Source organism: Natronococcus sp. A-GB1, from assembly GCF_029688845.1.
Classification (GTDB): domain Archaea; phylum Halobacteriota; class Halobacteria; order Halobacteriales; family Natrialbaceae; genus Natronococcus.
This window is the reverse complement of record NZ_JARUKW010000008.1, coordinates 1-16375: the sequence shown is the minus strand read 5'-3', so window position 1 is coordinate 16375 and position 16375 is coordinate 1. Positions and strand designations below refer to the sequence as shown.

The 16375-nt window shown below is 65.7% G+C and carries 16 protein-coding genes and 2 pseudogenes; 10 read left to right on the top strand and 8 right to left on the bottom strand.

All coding sequences use genetic code 11. The features are described from left to right. Nucleotides 1-10 precede the first annotated feature (10 nt). Nucleotides 11-1366 (bottom strand): type I glutamate--ammonia ligase, encoded by a 1356-nt coding sequence (gene glnA, locus QA600_RS10565; protein WP_278291901.1) that lies wholly within the window; start codon nt 1364-1366, stop codon nt 11-13. A gap of 179 nt (nt 1367-1545) precedes the next feature. Next, nucleotides 1546-1848, bottom strand: a complete 303-nt coding sequence (locus QA600_RS10560) for a hypothetical protein (protein ID WP_278291900.1) — start codon at nt 1846-1848, stop codon at nt 1546-1548. 236 nt (nt 1849-2084) lie between these two features. Here QA600_RS10560 and QA600_RS10555 point away from each other — a divergent pair, with 236 nt between their 5' ends. Then, nucleotides 2085-2432 (top strand): thioredoxin family protein, encoded by a 348-nt coding sequence (locus tag QA600_RS10555; RefSeq protein ID WP_278291899.1) that lies wholly within the window; start codon nt 2085-2087, stop codon nt 2430-2432. Between the two features lie 10 nt (nt 2433-2442). Here the strand turns inward: QA600_RS10555 and QA600_RS10550 are convergent, their stop codons facing one another. Together QA600_RS10550 and QA600_RS10545 are read right to left on the bottom strand one after the other, a co-directional pair. Further along, a complete protein-coding gene (locus QA600_RS10550; RefSeq protein ID WP_278291898.1) occupies nt 2443-2709 on the bottom strand; it encodes a hypothetical protein in 267 nt (88 codons plus the stop codon). 106 nt (nt 2710-2815) lie between these two features. Continuing rightward, nucleotides 2816-3841 carry a PGF-CTERM sorting domain-containing protein gene (locus tag QA600_RS10545; RefSeq protein WP_278291897.1) on the bottom strand — a complete coding sequence of 342 codons (1026 nt, stop codon included), beginning with the start codon at nt 3839-3841 and terminating at the stop codon, nt 2816-2818. A gap of 245 nt (nt 3842-4086) precedes the next feature. Here QA600_RS10545 and QA600_RS10540 point away from each other — a divergent pair, with 245 nt between their 5' ends. The 4 genes and pseudogenes from QA600_RS10540 (at nt 4087) to QA600_RS10525 (ending at nt 10299) form a co-directional block, all read left to right on the top strand. After that, nucleotides 4087-4506: a hypothetical protein gene (locus QA600_RS10540; RefSeq protein ID WP_278291896.1), complete on the top strand. Its 420-nt coding sequence runs from the start codon at nt 4087-4089 to the stop codon at nt 4504-4506. 78 nt (nt 4507-4584) lie between these two features. Next, nucleotides 4585-7410, top strand: coding sequence for a DEAD/DEAH box helicase (locus QA600_RS10535; RefSeq protein ID WP_278291895.1), 2826 nt, complete (start codon nt 4585-4587; stop codon nt 7408-7410). Nucleotides 7411-7489: 79 nt separating this feature from the next. After that, nucleotides 7490-9515: pseudogene (locus QA600_RS10530) on the top strand (ATP-binding protein). A gap of 43 nt (nt 9516-9558) precedes the next feature. Continuing rightward, on the top strand, nt 9559-10299 hold the full coding sequence (locus QA600_RS10525) for a protein sorting system archaetidylserine decarboxylase (RefSeq protein WP_278291894.1): 741 nt from the start codon (nt 9559-9561) through the stop codon (nt 10297-10299). 8 nt (nt 10300-10307) lie between these two features. Here QA600_RS10525 and QA600_RS10520 read toward each other — a convergent pair whose 3' ends face one another. Beyond that, nucleotides 10308-10520 carry a hypothetical protein gene (locus QA600_RS10520; RefSeq protein ID WP_278291893.1) on the bottom strand — a complete coding sequence of 71 codons (213 nt, stop codon included), beginning with the start codon at nt 10518-10520 and terminating at the stop codon, nt 10308-10310. A 164-nt stretch (nt 10521-10684) separates the two neighbouring features. Next, on the bottom strand, nt 10685-12886 hold the full coding sequence (locus QA600_RS10515; protein ID WP_278291892.1) for a CDC48 family AAA ATPase: 2202 nt from the start codon (nt 12884-12886) through the stop codon (nt 10685-10687). Nucleotides 12887-12992: 106 nt separating this feature from the next. Here QA600_RS10515 and QA600_RS10510 point away from each other — a divergent pair, with 106 nt between their 5' ends. Continuing rightward, nucleotides 12993-13127, top strand: a complete 135-nt coding sequence (locus QA600_RS10510; protein ID WP_005559003.1) for a hypothetical protein — start codon at nt 12993-12995, stop codon at nt 13125-13127. A gap of 42 nt (nt 13128-13169) precedes the next feature. Here QA600_RS10510 and QA600_RS10505 read toward each other — a convergent pair whose 3' ends face one another. Further along, nucleotides 13170-13415, bottom strand: coding sequence for a hypothetical protein (locus tag QA600_RS10505; RefSeq protein ID WP_278291891.1), 246 nt, complete (start codon nt 13413-13415; stop codon nt 13170-13172). Next, entirely contained in the window at nt 13415-13846 is a 432-nt protein-coding gene (locus QA600_RS10500; protein ID WP_278291890.1) for a DUF5796 family protein, read from the bottom strand. Before QA600_RS10500 ends, QA600_RS10505 begins: the two co-directional genes overlap by 1 nt. Nucleotides 13847-13974: 128 nt before the next feature. Between QA600_RS10500 and QA600_RS10495 the strand changes: the two genes are divergently transcribed. From QA600_RS10495 to QA600_RS10480, 4 genes and pseudogenes are all read left to right on the top strand, one after another. Further along, a complete protein-coding gene (locus QA600_RS10495) occupies nt 13975-14844 on the top strand; it encodes a shikimate kinase (RefSeq protein WP_278291889.1) in 870 nt (289 codons plus the stop codon). Beyond that, nucleotides 14841-15167 (top strand): chorismate mutase, encoded by a 327-nt coding sequence (locus QA600_RS10490; RefSeq protein WP_278291888.1) that lies wholly within the window; start codon nt 14841-14843, stop codon nt 15165-15167. Before QA600_RS10495 ends, QA600_RS10490 begins: the two co-directional genes overlap by 4 nt. Before the next feature lie 739 nt (nt 15168-15906). Continuing rightward, nucleotides 15907-16191, top strand: a complete 285-nt coding sequence (locus QA600_RS10485; protein WP_278291887.1) for a ribbon-helix-helix domain-containing protein — start codon at nt 15907-15909, stop codon at nt 16189-16191. After that, nucleotides 16184-16375, top strand: a pseudogene (locus tag QA600_RS10480) (hypothetical protein); the annotation flags it as partial. The gene QA600_RS10485 and the pseudogene QA600_RS10480, both read left to right, overlap by 8 nt.

The following is a 16375-nucleotide window of genomic DNA, read 5'->3' as shown; positions in this document are numbered from 1 at the left end:
TGGTCGCCGCTCAGTACTTCTCGAGGTAGCGCTCGAGCTCCCAGTCGGAGACGTCGATGAGGTACTCCTCGAACTCCTGGCGCTTGGCCTCGACGAACTTCTCGGCGATGTGTTCGCCCAGTGCGTCGTAGACGACCTCGTCCTCCTCGAGGGCGTCGACGGCCTCGCCGAGATTCGACGGCAGCGTGTCGATGCCGTACTCCTCGCGTTTCTGCTCGTCGAACTCGTAGATGTTCTCGCGAACCGGGTCGGGACAGTCGAGGTCGTTCTCGATCCCGTCGAGACCCGCGTGGATCATGGTCGCGATCGCGAGGTAGGGGTTACACGAGGGGTCGGGCGAACGAAGTTCGACGCGCGAGGCGGCGGGAACGCGGGCGGCGGGCTTGCGGATCAGCGCCGAGCGGTTGCGGTCCGACCAGGCGACGTACACTGGGGCCTCGTAGCCGGGAACGAGACGCTTGTAGCTGTTAACCGTGGGGTTCGCGACGGCCGTGATCGCCGGCGCGTGCTCGAGAACACCGGCCGTGAACGCGTGGGCCTCGTCGCTCAGGTTGAACTCATCGTCCTCGTCGTGGAAGGCGTTCTCGCCGTCTTCGGTGAACAGCGAGATGTGGGTGTGCATCCCCGACCCGTTGACCTTCGGGATCGGTTTCGGCATGAACGTCGCGTGGTAGCCGTGCTGGGCGGCGATCGCCCGAACGACGGTGCGGAACGTCCCGACGTTGTCAGCGGTGGTGAGGGCGTCGTCGTACTCGAAGTTAATCTCGTGTTGACCCTGTGCGACCTCGTGGTGGCTCGCCTCGACCTCGAAGCCCATGTCCTCGAGGCCGTAGATGATATCGCGGCGAACGTCCTGGGCGAGGTCCTTCGGTGCGAGGTCGAAGTAGCCACCGTGGTCGTTGGTTTTGGTCGTCGCGTGACCGTCCTCGTCCTCCTCGAACAGGAAGAACTCCGGCTCGGGTGCGGCGTTGACGGTGTAGCCCATCTCCTTGGCGCGGTCGAGGGCTTGCTTGAGGATATACCGTGGATCGCCCTCGAACGGTTCGCCCGTCGAGGTGTCGATCACGTCACAGATCATCCGTGCGGCGGCGCTGTCCTCCTTGTCCCTCCAGGGGAGGACGGCGAACGTCTCGGGGTCGGGCTTGAGGCGCATGTCCGACTCCTGAATGCGGACGAAGCCCTCGATCGAGGAGCCGTCGAAGTAGATCCCTTCGGTAAAGGCCTTCTCCGCCTGGCGGGCCGGAACGGAGACGTTCTTCACCGTGCCGAGAATGTCCGTAAACTGCAGGCGGAGGAAGTCGACGTCCTCCGATTCGATCTGGTCCAGTACGTCCTGCTCTGCTGTGGTCAGGTTCCCATCTGACATTTTCTACTCGGCTTCTCCAACGGATCCCACTATTAAAGCTCTACTGTTGTGGGCGAATATACTCGAGTCGAAACAGAGTTGGACAATCGTAATTTTCGCCCGTCGTCAGGCGGGGATCGGGTCGAAAGACGGCGGGGAATCGGAGGGAAAAGCTTCGAACGTCGAACCGATACCGATGATCATCGGTCCTCACGGTGTTCCGAAGGTCCCGTCGAGGCCCGCGCTCCGACGCCGACGCTCGCCCGCCAGACCGAGACCGAGGTCCTGACGACCCGGCTCCACGCCTCGACGGGGCTGGGATCGTCGTTCCCGCGGGCTCGCTCGTCGAGAACAGTTTCGCAGTCCGGACAGACGAGCGCGATCTCCTCGCCTCGCGGTTCGCGAACCCAGTCACCACCGACGGGGCTTGCGTGGTTACATCCCCAGCAGTACAGCGTCGTCTTCCGCCCATCGGGCGGCTTCCGGTCGTGACTGATACTCATTGCGAGCCAGTAGGGGATCGACGCGTAAAGCCCCTTTTCTCAATGATCGTTCCTTCCACTAATCCGGGCGAATTTGTCACACGAACTCGTCCGCCAGCCGGTTTCTGAGTGACGGACGTTCACACGAATTCGATTCTTCCGCCCGAACGGTCAGCGGGCATGTTGTTCACGTCGTGTCGACTTCGAGCGTCGACCACTGGCGCTACCGGTTTCAGTCCCGAGCGTCTACCTGTGGTATGGACGAGTCATCGAAACCGGCGCGTCTCGAGGACGGCGAGGACCTCGAGACGTTCGTCGACGAGCACGAGGTTGCCCTCGTGGAGTTCTACACAAAGGGTTGCGAGCGGTGCAACGCGATGGTGCCAGTGCTCGGAAACGTCGCTCGCGTCACCGACGTCTCTATCGCCCTGCTCAACCCGGGCAACGACATCACGCTCGTCGATCGGTTCGACATCCGCTCGGTGCCGACGCTCGTGTTGTTCGAAGACGGCGATGAAATCGGGCGGCTTGCCGAGGGATTCGTACAGACTGACGCCGTCGTCTCCTTCCTCGAGGAGCGTGTTCCCAAGACCGTCGCGGAGTGAGGCCGGGAAGCTACGAGTCGTCCTCGGGCTCGAGATCGCTCGGATCGACTTCGCCCGCGAGATACCGCTCGCCGAGGTCGCTGATGTCATACATTCCCATCGCGTGTTTCGTTACGAGCCCGTACTTCGCGAGTTCGCGACACCGGTAGGCGACCTGAGGGGCGCGGGGCTCGACTTCCTCGGCGAGCTGGTCGGGCATGAAGATCTCCTCTTCCTGGAGCAGTCGGAGGAGTTCCTCGTCGACCGGATGCATCCATTCGGGGCTGTCGTCGGTCATCGCTACCCCGAGGTCGGTCGCCAGAGGCAGTAAATGACACGGAGTTCCCGTCGCCGATCGAGTAGGATCGAGGACGGCTGCGTGCGGTCTGGGTTTCGGGCCGGGACTACGGGCGTCGAGAGACCGCGACGGCGATCGCAGCCAGCGCGACCACGGTGGCGCCGACGCCGAAGCCAGGCAGTCCGTCGGCGTCGTCGCCAGTGCCGTCATCGCTCCCGTCGTCGTCGCTCGTCTCGTCGTCTCCGTTGACACCATCGTCGTCGCCGGCATCGTCCCCGGACGACTCGTTCGACTCGGAGCTGTCCTCCGTGGTCGACTCGGTCCGCTCCTCGGGTTCGTCGCTCGAGTCGTCGACCTCGCCCGCCAGCTGGAGTACGACGACGGCCTGTCCGTGCGAGCCGTCAGTCTTGTACGTCCAGCCACCGCCGGCTTCCTCGTAAGACTCGGCGTCCTCGATCGGATCGACGTCGCTGTCCCAGGCCTCGTGTGCCTGCTGGATGTAGCCGACGAGCTCGATGTTATCGGCGTGTTCGCCGTCGATCTCGACCTCACCGTACTCGATGGTTCCGTCCTCGGGCTGGCCGTGCATCTCGATGCAGTGGGAATCCAGATAGCCGTCACCCTGCGGGAGCTCCTCGTTCGTCCCGAACTGGTCGGCGTCGAGCGGTCGATCGTAGTTGTCGGTCAGCGAGTACTCGACGACCATCGGGTCCGCACCCGAGTGCCACTCGAGTTCGTCGCCGGTCGGCACGGTCGCGGTCGTGTTCGGGACGCTCTCGCCGACGATCGGCTCACCCGCTTCGTTGAGCAGGGTCACACAGATCTTCCCTGAGCCATCCCCGAGGTACGGACTTCGGTACTCGTCTCGGGGATTGATATAGCTGATCCAGCTTCCGTCGGGTGCGGCCGCCTCGTAGTACTCATCGCCCGGCTCCGGGACCGGCATCTCGGTGGCGGGCTCGGAGACGCCGGTCGTCGACGACTCTACGGCGTTCGTCTCGAGGTCGTCGCCGCTCGAGGCGTCGTCGGAGCCGACGGCGGCAGTTCCGCCGACGAAAAGTGCCGCGACTAGGACACCCGCGAGTACTGCAAGGATGCCGAGAACGACGACGGTCCGGCCGTCGCGGCTCATCGGCTCCCCCGTTCTCGTCGTCCGCTCGATTCCGCTTCGGAACCGGTCGTCGAGCGAATAACTATCGTTCTAAGAGACTGTAAGTATTTATTAAATGTCATCCAATTATACGATTTCGAGAATGCCTGTATAGCTTTCGGCCCCTAAACTAGCCTTAAGTGTCTGATAGGGCGAATCAACTGGCTGCTAGCAGGCTTGCTCTCGCGGGCCGAACCGACTTACTGACACCACCGATAAGATGGTCAGTGAGTCTCCGATACCTCCGGAAAGCGGAATTGAACGATCGACCGGAGCCGCCCGCGGCCGACCGATCGCTCGGCGCCCGAGCCGTCGGGCTGGCGATCGTCGGCGTTGGGGCCGTCCTGGCCGCCGGTGCGGTCGCCCGGCGTCTCGAGTCGAGCGGGCCGTCCGCCGTCGCCGACCGTGTACGGCACCGTCGGGGGCGGTCGACGCCCCGAGGCGAATCCTCGTCGGATCGGACCGACGACACCGAACCGATCGACGACGAGCGGCTGAACGCAGACGTCGCCGACGAGCGACGCTCGAGCGAGGCGATCGACGAGTGGGCGACCGAGAACGTCCAGGAGGAGCCGGCGACGCCCGGGGAGCTCTCCCTCGACGAGGATCTCGCCGAGGAGCTCCGGAACGACGACCGGGAGGAGTGAGGGAGAGCAGCGGCCGCCCGGCCGTCAGCGAGGACGAAGAACGTGGCGCTTATCCGCCCTACGTCCGTAGACGCGCCGATGACTGAGGGAGACGTCGCCGCCTTCACGCACCTCGGCTCGACGGTCCGCGGGGCGCTTTCCGAGCGCGGGTTCTCGACACCGACGGCACCCCAGCGACTGGCGATTCCGCCGCTGTCGGCCGGCGAGAACACGCTCGTAATCGCGCCGACCGGGAGCGGCAAGACCGAGACGGCGATGTTACCCGTCTTCGACCATCTCGTTGGGGACCGTCCCGAGGGGTTCGGTGCGCTCTACGTCACGCCGCTGCGGGCGCTCAACCGCGACATGCGCGAGCGCCTCGAGTGGTGGGGCGAGTACCTCGATCTCGAGGTCGCGGTCCGCCACGGCGACACTACACAGTACCAGCGGAGCAAGCAGGCCGAGGACCCGCCCGACGTCCTGGTGACGACACCCGAGACGCTCCAGGCGATGCTCACCGGCGAGCGACTGCGGGAAGCGCTCGAGGACGTCTCCCACGTCGTGATCGACGAGGTCCACGAACTCGCGGCCTCCAAGCGGGGCGCACAGTTGGCGATCGGACTCGAGCGGCTACACGATCTCGCCGGCAACATGCAGCGGATCGGGCTCTCGGCGACCGTCGGCGATCCCGACTCCGTCGGGCAGTTCCTGACGGGCGGTCGGGCCTGCGAGATCCGCGAGATCGACGTTGGGAGCAACGTCGACGTCACGGTCCGCAACCCCGAAATCACCGAGGAGGACGAGAACCTGTCCGGCAAGCTCGTTACCGACGCCTCGACGGCGAGTCACGTCCGGCTGATCCGGAATCTCGTCGACGAACACGAGTCGACGCTGATCTTCGTCAACACGCGACAGACCGCCGAGGCGCTGGGTTCGCGGTTTACCGAACTCGACTTGCCGATCGGGATCCACCACGGCTCGCTCTCGAAGGAGGCCCGGATCGACGTCGAGGACCGGTTCAAGGCCGGCGAACTCGACGGGCTGCTCTGTACGTCCTCGATGGAGCTGGGGATCGACGTCGGCCGTGTCGACCACGTGATCCAGTACCAGAGTCCCCGGCAGGTCGCCCGCCTGCTCCAGCGGATCGGTCGCGCGGGCCACCGCCAGGACGAGGTCTCGAGCGGGACCATCGTGACGACCCGTCCCGATGACACGTTCGAGGCGCTGTCGATCGCCCGACGCGCTCGAGACGGGGAGGTCGAACCCGCCGCGATCCACGAGGGCAGCCTCGACGTGGTTGCCAACCAGCTGCCGGCGTTCGTCCAGAGCCGCGGCGACACCCGCCTCGAGGAGGCCGTCGAGACGATCACCCGGGCGTACCCGTTCCGGGACGTCACCGAGGAGACGATCCGCGAGATCCTCGGCGAACTGCACCGCAACCGGATCGTCTGGTTCGACGAGAGCGAGGATCGCCTCGAGACCACCGGCGGCACCTGGCAGTACGTCTACGCGAACCTCTCAATGATCCCCGACGAGGAGACCTACGAGGTCCACGACATCGCCTCCGGAGGGCAGATCGGCACCCTGGACGAGCAGTTCGTCGTCAACTTTGCCCAGCCGGGTGAGGTGTTCATCCAGCGCGGCGAGATGTGGCGCATCGCTGAGATCGACGACGACGAGGGCCGGGTGAAGGTAAGCCCGATCGAGGATCCCGCCGGCGAGGTGCCGTCCTGGATCGGCCAGGAGATCCCGGTTCCCGCGGCGGTCGCCGGCGAGGTCGGCGAGATCCGTGCCGTGGCCGAACCGCAACTAAAGCAGGGCGCCGACGCCGCCGCGGTCGGCCGCGAGCTCGCGGGTCGGTATCCCGCCGACGAGCACACGCTCACCGAGGCCTGTTCGCAGCTCGCAGACCACGTCGAGAGCGAGGCGCCGATGCCGACGGCTGACCGGCTCGTCCTCGAGCGCCAGGGCCGGACGCTCGTCCTCAACGCCCCCTTCGGCCACAAGACAAACGAGACGCTCGGCCGAATCCTTTCGTCGCTGCTGGGCCAGCAGGCCGGCTCCTCCGTCGGTCTCGAAACCGATCCGTACAGAATCGAACTCGAGGTACCGACGTCGATCGCAACGAGCGACGTGCTGGCGGTGCTCGAGGACACCGACCCCGACCACGTCGGCACGATCGTCGAACTCGGACTCAAGGGGTCGGACGCACTCGCCTTCCGGCTCGCCCAGGTCTCGGCGAAGTTCGGCGCGCTCAAGCGTTGGCAGGGCTCCGGCCGGATGTCGAACGAGCGCCTGCTCAAGGCCCTCGAGGACACGCCGATGTACGACGAGTCGATCCGCGAGCTGTTCCACGAGGATCTGGACGTCACACACGCCGGCCGCGTGCTCGAGGCGATCCAGTCCGACGAACTCGAGCTGTCCACCCATCGGGGTCACACTCCCGTCGGGATGGGCGGTCGCTCGTCCGGAAAGGAGCTGCTCGCGCCGGAGAACGCCGACGCGAGCGTGATCGAGACGGTCAAGGAACGGATTCGGAACGACCGCGTTATCCTGCTGTGTACGCACTGCCACGAGTGGAAGGTGAAGACGAAGGTCGGCCGCGTCGCCGACCAGCCCGAGTGTCCCGAGTGTGGCTCGACCCGGATCGCGTCGCTGAACCCGTGGGCCGACGAGGTCGTCCAGGCCGTTCGGGCCGAGGAGAAAGACGAGGAACAAAAGGAGATGACCGAACGAGCGTTCCACAGCGCCAGTCTGGTCCAGAGTCACGGCAAGCAGGCCGTGATCGCGATGGCCGCCCGCGGGGTCGGCCCGCACAACGCGGCCCGGATCATCAGCAAGCTCCGAGAGAACGAGGCGGATTTCTACCGGGACATTCTCTCGAAGGAACGCGAGTACGCCCGCACCCAGTCGTTCTGGGACTGATCGACCGAGGTCGCGATCGTCGGCTCGGTCTCCGTTTCCGGCAACGGCCTTATCCGCGAACCGACTTGATTTCCTGCCCATGGACTCGAGGTCTCCCGACGAGCCCGTCGAGAACGCGACGTCGCCGTCGCGGTCGGCCGGTACCCGCCTTTCGCTGCTCGAGAGCGCGGACGTTCCGAGCGTCCGACTGACGCCGGCGGGGATGATCGACGACGTCACCGAGGCGTTCGCCTCCCTATCGGGCTACGACCGCTCGGAGCTGGTCGGGAAGCCGTTCTCGGCGCTTCTGGATAAAGAGGGCGCATCGCCCGAGAGGACACTGATGGAGGAGGATCGGGCGTCGCTGTCGACGACGGGTTCGGTGCTGACCCGCTCGGAAACCGTCGTCGACGTCGAGATCCGCCTCGAGCGAGTGCCGGCGAGCGAGTCCGACTCGGAACCGGGCGTGGTCGCGATCGTCGACCCGCGGCCGACGCGGGAGGCGACGGCCGAACCGACCTACGGACGGACGTTCGAGGCACTCGCCGACGCGCTGCCCGACGGGATCATCGTCCTCGATGCGGAAGATCCGGTACGCGAACCCCGCAGTCGAGCGGATCCTCGGCTACGATCCCGAAGCGCTCGTCGGCGCGAGCAAGGTCGATATCATCCCGCCCCGGCTCCGCGAGCGCCACCTCAAGGCCCTCGAGCGCTACCTCGAGACCGGGGAACGGAACCTCGACTGGACCTACGTCGAACTCCCGGGTCAGCACCGCGACGGCCACGAGGTCCCCCTCGGGGTCTCGCTCAACGACTTCTTCCACAACGGCGACCGCTACTTCGTCGGCCTCTTCCGGGACGTCTCGCCCCGAAAGGAGGTCGAGGAGACGCTGACTGCGAAGGTCGCCCAGCTGGAGTCGGTCGCCTACCTCAGCCGGTACGCCCTCGAGAACGGAGACGTCGACGAGCTGCTCGCGAAGGCGACCGACCTCGTCGTCGCGGCGCTCGACGTCGAGTGCTGTGCCGTCCTCGAGACCGACGCGACCGGCTCGCGGAGTCACGACGCGAGCTTCCGCGTCCGGGCCACCACCGGCTGCGGCGACGCGCTCACCGAGGGCGAAACTGCGTCGCCGTCGCCGACCGACTCGCTGGCCGCCGCCGCAGCACGTGACGGGGACGGCCCGATCGCGGTCGAATCGTTCGAGACCGACGATCGCTTCGACGGGACGCCACTGCTGTCGAACCGCGGTGTCCGCAGCGGTATCGGTGTCGCTATCGGACCGGCCGCCGACTCGTGGGGTATCCTCGCGGCCTACGACGACCGGCCCTGCGAGTTCGCCGATCACGACGTTGACTTCCTCGACAGCGTCTCGACAATCCTGGCCACCGCCCTCGAGCGTCGGCGCTACGAGCGTCGGCTCAACGAGATGGTTCGGGAGCTCGAGGCCTCGAACGAGCGGTTAGAGCAGTTCGCCTACGCGGCTTCCCACGACCTTCAGGAGCCGTTACGGATGGTCTCGAGCTACCTCGGTCTGATCGAGAGCCGCTACGCGGACGACCTCGACGGCGACGGCGAGGAGTTCATCGAGTACGCCGTCGACGGCGCCGACCGAATGCGCGAGATGATCGACGGCCTGCTCGCGTACTCCCGGATCGATTCGCAGGGCGACCCGTTCGAACCCGTCGAGCTCGAGACCGTCCTCGAGGACGTGCTGGCGGACCTGCAGGTGATGATCGAGTGCCACGACGCCGAGATCACGGCCGAGTCGCTGCCGACGGTACAGGGCGACGCCAGCCAGCTTCGGCAGTTGCTCCAGAACCTCGTGTCGAACGCGATCGAGTACAGCGGCGACGAGCCGCCCCGCGTCCACGTCGGCGCCGACCACGCCGGGGATCGGTGGGAGATCGCGGTTCGCGACGAGGGGATCGGGATCGACCCCGACGAGCAGGGGCGCGTCTTTGAGGTGTTCCAGCGACTACACAGTCACGAAGAATGCGAGGGTACGGGGATCGGGCTCGCGATCTGCCGGCGGATCGTCGAACGCCACGGCGGATGGATCCGCGTCGACTCCGAGCCCGGCGAGGGCGCGACGTTCACGTTCACGCTTCCCGCGACCGAATCCTGACCCGTCCGTAACGACCATACGACTCGCTCGCATGGCTCGAGGTATGAACTTCGCCCCCGGGGCCTGGAAGTACGCGCTTCCCCCCTTGCTCGCCGCACCGTTCGCGTTGCTGTTCAGCGTCGCGGCCAGCGTCGCAGCCCTCCTCGCGGGGGTCGCGACGCTCGCCTTCTTCCGCGACCCCGACCGAAACCCGCCGCCGACGGGTGTCGTCGCCCCCGCAGACGGGACTGTCTCGGTGTTGCGCGAGGAGGAGGGCCACGTCCGCCTGGGGATCTTCATGAACGTCTGGCACGTCCACGTCGTCCGCACACCCTTCGAGGGCCGGGTAATCGATGTCGAACACGTCTCCGGCGCGCATCGTCCGGCGTTCTCGAAGGAGTCCGAACGCAACGAGCGGGTCCACGTCGAGTTCGAGACCGACTCGCCGCACCTCCCCGACCTCGAGGTCGCCGACGACACCGACTCGAGCATCGACCGGAACGCCGCCGCCTCGACGGTCACCCTCATCGCGGGCGCGTTCGCCCGTCGGATCTTCCCCTACGTCGAACCCGACGACGACCTCGGGCGCGGACAGCGTCTGGGCCACATCGCCTTCGGCAGCCGCGTCGACCTCGTCTTTCCTCCGGGCGTCAACCGCGAGGATATCACCGTCGAGCCAGGCGACTCGACGACTGCCGGCGAAACCGTCGTCGTCGAACCGGCCGAGGACGCGCTGCTCGACACGGGACTCGAGAGCTCGGAGTACGAATCCGACGATGGAGACGCCGCGGCCGCACCCCCGTAGCGAAACGCCTACTCCGAACGCTCGGTCGACCGCGGGTCGTCCAGAACCTCCGTCGCGTCGTTCATGGCGCGAAGGTCGGGTTCCGCGCAGGAACAGCACTCCCCCTTCTCGTTTCCGATCGGCCGTATCTCGCCGTCGGCGTCGATCCGGACCGCGATCGCGTCACCGCAGCGCTCGCAGATCGCCGCCGCCCGTTCGACCCCGTTCTCCGAGTCAGTCATCGCGATCGCCCTCTTGATCGATCATCACGATTATACCGATTCGATAGGGAGCCGCAAAACGATCCTTTCGGCTATTCCAGGCAATATAAAACGGGGAGCGTTTTCCGGTCACTCCGCGGCGGTGACGAGCGTCTCGGCGGGGCGCCGCCGGGTCGAAAACGGCCTCAGCCGGACGCGGTCGTCTCCTCGCGCGCTGCCTCGAGGTGCCGACGCTCGATCAGCACCTCGTCGGCCCGCTCGTTGGCCTCTTCGGGGTCGTAGGCCGTCGCGACCTCGCGGATCGCCTTCATCGACGCCGTCCGAACCAGCGCCTCGAGGTCGGCGCCGGTGTACCCCTCGACCTCGGCCGCTAGCTCCGCGAGGTCGACGTCGTCGGCCAGAGGCTTGTCGCCGGCGTGGACCGCGAGGATCTTCTCGCGGGCCTCGAGATCGGGCTCTCCAACGAGGACGTGCGTGTCGAGCCGGCCCGGTCGGAGCAGGGCGGGATCGATCTGGTCCTTGCGGTTCGTGGCGGCCAGCACGACGAGATTCGGGTTCTCGCGCATCCCGTCGAGTTCCGTGAGCAGCTGGCTCACGACCCGCTCGGTGACCTCGTTCTGGCCCGCACCCCGAGCCGCGGTGATGGCGTCGATCTCGTCGAAGAAGACGATCGACGGCGCGGCCTGGCGAGCCCGCTCGAACACCTTACGGATCGCCTTCTCGGACTCGCCGACGTAGCGGTCGACGATCTCGGGGCCGTCGACCCGGACGAAGTTGACGTCGGTCTCGCCGGCGAGCGCGCGGGCGAGCAGCGTCTTTCCCGTTCCGGGCGGGCCGTACAGCAGAACGCCCGAGGGCGGCTCGGTGTTCGTCTCCTCGAACAGTCGATCGTAGGTCAGGGGCCACTCGACGGACTCCCGGAGCGTCTCCTTCGCGCCCTCGAGCCCGCCGACGTCCTCGAAGTCGGTACCGGGCGACTCGGCGACGTACTCGCGCATCGCGGAGGGCTCGACGGAGGCGAGGGCGGTGTCGAAGTGAGCTCTCGTCACCTTCGGATCGCGGTTCCACTCCTCGCGGTCGTCGGTGTCGGCGGGTCGCTCCCGGATCGCGGCCATCGCGGCCTCGCTGGCGACCGCATCGAGGTCCGCGCCGACGAACCCGTGTGTTCGGCGGGCGATGGTGTCGACGCTGACGTCGTCGGCAAGGGGCATTCCGCGGGTGTGGACCTCGAGGATCTCCCTGCGGCCCGTCTCGTCGGGAACGCCGATCTGAATCTCGCGGTCGAAACGACCGCCCCGGCGCAGGGCGGGGTCGATCGCGTCGACGCGGTTCGTCGCGCCGATGACGATCACCTCGCCGCGGGCGTCGAGCCCATCCATCAGGGTCAGCAGCTGGCCAACGATGCGGTTCTCGGCGCCCTCGTCCTCGCCGCGAGCGCCCGCGATGGAGTCGATCTCGTCGAAGAAGATGATCGTCGGCGCGTTCTCGCGGGCGCGTTCGAACACCTCCCGGAGCTGTTCTTCGCTCTCGCCTTTGTACTTCGACATGATCTCGGGTCCCGAGATCGTCTCGAAGGAGGCATCCACTTCGTTCGCGACCGCACGGGCGATCAGCGTCTTTCCTGTTCCTGGCGGCCCGTACAGCAGAACGCCCGAGGGCGGCTCGACGCCGAGTCGCCGGAACAGTTCGGGTTCCGACAGCGGGAGTTCGATCATCTCCCGGACCTGCTCGAGCTCCTCGTCCAACCCGCCGATGTCCTCGTAGGTCGGCCCCGTCGTTCCCTCCGCCGAGACCGAGTCGCCCTCCACGTTCTCGCTCGAGGCGCCCGAGCTCGCGTTTCGAGGGCTGTTGCCGGCCGAACTCGCTCGAGTTCCGGGATCGGCGATCCGAACCGTGGTCGTACTCGAGATCCGGACGTCGCCGGTGGGCGTCGTGTCGACGACGGTAAACGGGTTCTGGCTGACGCCCTCGATCCGGATCTGCTCGCCGGCTCGGACGGGCCGGTTCCGGAGCTTCTGGGCCGCGTTGCGCTCGGCGACCTGCCGTTCCCCGTCGGTGATCGACGGCGGGGGCGACAGCGTGATTCGTGTCGCCTCCTGAATCGTGGACGTGTCCTTCGGGCGAACCGCGACCGTGTCGCCGACGTGGACACCGGCGTTCGCGCGCGTGTCGCCGTCGATCTGGATTGCGGTCTCGGGGACCGAGGGATCGGCGGGCCACATCTTCGCGACCGTGGTCTTCTCGCCCTCGATCACGACCGTGTCCCCGCTTAAAACCCCCAGCTCCCGGCGTGCGCGTTCGGGGATCCGCGCGACGCCCCGGCCGGCGTCGCGTTTCTCGGCTGCCCGAACCGATAGCCCCACTGCGTCAGCGTCGGACCCACTCATGTGAGGTGATTTCGCGTCCGTGCTCTTGAGAATTGTCCTCGAGCCGACGGGACCGTCGGCCGCTGCCGGAGAAACGCCTTTGGGGATCCGTATCACATCTCCGGGCATGGTGGTCCAGACCGAACGGGACGACGCCACCTGGTTCGAGTGTGAAACCTGTGGGCTGCTGTTCGACGAGCAGTCCGACGCGACGGAACACGAGAAACACTGCGACGGTAGCGATCCGTCGTACATCCAGTGAAGCGAACTGGCGTCCGCCCGAGCCGCTGACGGCGAGGGCCCGCTACTCGAGACGGTCGCGGTGGTCGGCCGCGAGCTCTCGAGCCTGCTCCAGCGTGTGCGTCTCCGTCCAGCGGACGCGGTCGCCGTCCCCGTAGGCGAGCGCCGTCTTGAGTTCGTCTCGCAACACGCCGTGGTCGACCGCGAGAACGGTTCCGGAGCCGTCGCCGAGTTCGTAGACGCCGGGACGGTCGGGCGCCCGGGCGACGGCGTCCCGATCCAGCTCTCGCCAGGACTTCTGTAAGGGCATCAGTCGACCGCCTCCACGAGTTCGTACGCGTGTTCGCTCATCTCGTCCTCGGCGAAGACGAAGACGCGGCCGTCGACCGTCGACGGCTCCGCCTCGACCTCGATCGCGTAGGCCGTCGTCGACACCGTCACGCCCGGGAACAGCACCTCCTCGTCGTCCCCCTCTAGCATCACCCGGCCGACGCCGGTCGACTCGAGGATTTCTGCCTGGGTGTTGCGGTCGTTGACGTAGGTCATGACGCCCTCGACGCCGTCAGGATCCGTGACCAGGACGTGAACTTCCTTCCCGGGGGGCGTTTTCACCGACCGCTCGACGGGTTTCGGCGGGCCGTGGTAGAAGACGTCCCGCCCGTCGAGGTACTCGACGACGACGCCGCCCTCGACGAAGTCGACGCCGATCGTACTGGGTGCGACGTTGCTGCGCTGGCTCATACGTCCGGTTCGGTCGCGCCGGAGAAAAACCGTACGTTCGCGGGTCCGGTCGCCTCCCGGAGACCGAACCGGAGCCACTACTCGCCGTGATCGCCAGCCTAAATACGGCCCGGGCGAGAGGGGTCGGTATGGATGGCCGGGCTGTTGCGCCGGCGGCCGGAACCGTGCTGAACGCGCTCGCGACCGGTCGCGGATCGGCGTTCGCGATCGATCTCGAGACGACCGCGTCGGTCGAGCTGACGACCGACGGTGAGGTCGTCGGCACCGTCGCCGACCGGCCCGAGGCGGACACCGGGCTCATCGAGCGCTGCGTCGAGCTCGCGCTCGAGGAGTACGCCGACGCCGCGGGGCTCACCGGCGACGTCGGCGGTCGGGTTCGAACGGGCAGCGAGGTCCCGATGGCCGCCGGGCTCAAGAGCTCGAGCGCCGCCGCCAACGCGACGGTGCTCGCGACCCTCGACGCCCTCGAGATCACCGACGCCGTTGACCGGATCGACGCCTGCCGACTCGGCGTGCGGGCGGCCCGCGACGCCGGCGTCACGGCAACGGGCGCGTTCGACGACGCCAGCGCGAGCATGCTCGGCGGGGTGACGGTCACCGACAACACGAACGACGAACTGCTCGCCCGCGAGGAAGTCGACTGGGGCGCGCTCGTTTACACCCCACCGGAGCAGGCCTACAGCGCCGACGCCGACGTCTCGGCCTGCAAACGGATCGCGCCGATGGCCGAACTCGTCGAGGAACTGGCCCTCGAGGGCCGCTACGGCGAGGCGATGACGGTCAACGGCTTTGCGTTCTGTGGCGCTCTCGAGTTCCCGACGGGGCCGATGCTCGAGGCGATGCCCGACGCCGACGGCGTCTCGCTGTCGGGAACCGGCCCGAGCTACGTGGCCGTCGGCGACCGGGAGACGCTCGAGGAGATCCGGGAGCGGTGGGACGAACGGGACGGAACGACACGATTACTGGCGACGCGAACCGACGGGACACGAACCACATGACACCCAACGAGACCGACACGGACGAGGCCGAGACGACGGATCGAGCGCCCGAAGAGATGGATCTCGACGAACTCCGCGAGGAGATCCAGACGATCGACCGCGAGATCGTCGAGCTGATCGCCCAGCGAACCTACGTCGCGGACACAATCGCAGCGGTCAAAGACGAAAAAGGGCTGCCGACGACCGACGAGAAGCAAGAAGAGCAGGTGATGGACCGAGCGGGCCACAACGCCGAGCAGTTCGACGTCGACGCGAACCTCGTGAAGGCGATCTTCCGGCTGCTGATCGAACTGAACAAGGTTGAGCAAAGGGATAGTAGATAGCACTAATCGAGTTTCTAAGCTCGTGTAACGCCCAATAACCGATTAGAAATCTTCCGGTTGCTGTTCAGTTGGTTCGTGTTGAACGGTTTGAGCAGTAGACCGATCACCAGAACCAGCGGACACTACACGTGCGAACACACCGTTAGGAGGACGACTCTTATTTTGGAGATTCACAGAGTGCGATACGTACTTCATCGTTAGAGACACCGAATATCACGACGTTCAAGCCGTGTTGTTCAGCGATGTTCTGTATGCTTTCCGGGGTATTCTCCGAGTTAGCACTCACAGTGTTACTACCCGGTAGGGAGTCGCAAATCCGTATCAAGAATGGCTGGTTCTCACGCATCAGTTGCCCCTCGCGTTTAATCTCACCGACCACCCATCTCCGGATAGACCCGGTACAGCGGTCTCCCCGCTGTCGAACTCGAAGCCAGCATAGCCCGCATCCTGAAGTTCTTGCTTCACTCGCTCCCAATCCGTCATTGGTTGTCTAATTGGACGATAGTAGTGATAACTCCTTGCTCTGTACTGATCGGTGAATGTCAAGCCAGCCTCTCGATTGACAACTATCGTTCGTGCGAATGTATGGTGGATTTTGTTGAGTTGAACAAAGTAGAGCAGCGTGAGAATCGGTAACAAACGACACTAATTTCACGGATCTACTACCGTTTCTCTTAGCCAATAGCTCCAGCGTTCGGACGCCGAAATACCTACAGTAACATGCGAGTAATACAAGCGTATGTCCGAAGCGGCCACAAACAACGGCGACGACGAGATCGTCACGGTAAATTTCAAGGTCACACAGTCGTTTCTCAACGAGATCGAAGACACGTGGCAAGGACGAGGATTCAACAGCCGTAGCGAATTTATTCGGTATACCCTACGCGATGCCGTCGAACACCCCACGTTCGACCGCGATGAACTCGTTGCACTCCTCCAAGCCGACGAAGATGTCCGTGAACAACGGACGATGAGTGCCGAAGAAGCACGCGAACGATTCGGCACTGACGGGACGAATGAGTGACGGCGAGTGGACGTGGGAACTCGCATCGAAAGCACAGGACGATCTCACCGCTCTCAATTCGAACGAACAGCAGCGCATCATCGACAAACTCAACGAAATCATCGATTCTCCGTGGCGTGACCCACCAGACCATCCGTCTTTAGCTAAGCTCAGCAGTAATATCGGAGTTGTAATTATGCACGAA